The sequence below is a fragment of the Micromonospora sp. NPDC052213 genome, from assembly GCF_040679695.1.
Taxonomy (GTDB): domain Bacteria; phylum Actinomycetota; class Actinomycetes; order Mycobacteriales; family Micromonosporaceae; genus Micromonospora.
Map to the genome: position 1 here is coordinate 1 of NZ_JBFAVI010000391.1, position 1125 is coordinate 1125.

A 1125-nucleotide genomic window follows, 5' to 3' on the forward strand; every position below is an offset into this window, starting at 1 on the left:
CCGTGCAGGAGCTGGCGCTGGCCATCGCGGCCAACGGCGGCCCCGCCTACGCCGCCGCGTACGACCGCACCGGCGCGGACGCCCGCGGCATCGCCGCGGCGGTCCTCTACCGCACCGACCGGCTCACGCTGGCCGAGGCGACCGCCGCGGACCCGCTGCTGGGCTCCGCGCCGACCGTCCAGTACCGCTCGGCGGCGCTCGCGTCCAACACGGACGTGCAGAACCCGAAGGCGTTCAACGCGGTGCTGCCCGCCGACGTGGACCGGTCGACCGGCGTGGACGGCAGCAACGTCTACACCCGCGCGGCCCAGCTGGCCCGGTTCACCGTCAAGGCCGCGCCCGGCTCGACCGAGCGGTTCACGCTCTGGGCGGTCGCCAACCACTTCTCGTCCGGGCCGGACAGCCGGGTCGGGCAGCGCCGCGAGCAGGCCGCGTACGGCGCCGCGATCGTCGCGGCGGTCGAGGCGAGCGACCCGAACGCCCGCGTGGTCTCCGGCGGCGACCTGAACGTGTTCCCCCGCCCGGACGACCCGATCGCCACCGCACAGAACCCGACCCCGTCGGACCAGCTCGCCCCGCTGTACGAGGCCGGGCTGCACAACCTCTGGGACGACCTGGTGGCGGACGCGCCCGCGTCGGCGTACTCGTACACCTTCAGCGGCCAGGCGCAGACGCTGGACAACCTGTTCGTGAACGACCCGATGCACGACGACCTGGTGCAGGTACGGACGGCGCACATCAACGCCGACTATCCGACCGACGCGCCGGAGCTGGGTGACCGGGGCGCCAGCGACCACGACCCGCAGGTGGCCCGGTTCCGGTCGCGTGCCTCGCTGCGGGTGGCCGACACCTCGGTGGCAGAGGGCGACAAGGGCACCCGCGCGATGACGTTCACCGTCACCGTGTCCCGCCCGCTCTCCGAGCCGGCGTTGATCTGCGCGACCACCTACGGCACGACCGCCCAGGCCGGGTCGGACTACGACCCGTACGTGGGTTGCAAGCTGCTCCCCGCGGGCCAGACCTCGCTGGCGTTCCCGGTCACCGTGCGCGGCGACCGCAAGCGCGAGGCGGACGAGAAGCTCACGCTGTACGTGGCGGGTGTGCCGGGCCTGCGGCTGGCCGACC

General features: G+C 74.1%; 1 pseudogene. It reads left to right on the forward strand.

What is annotated here, in order from left to right:
• Nucleotides 1-1125: pseudogene (locus AB0L34_RS34200) on the forward strand (endonuclease); the annotation flags it as partial.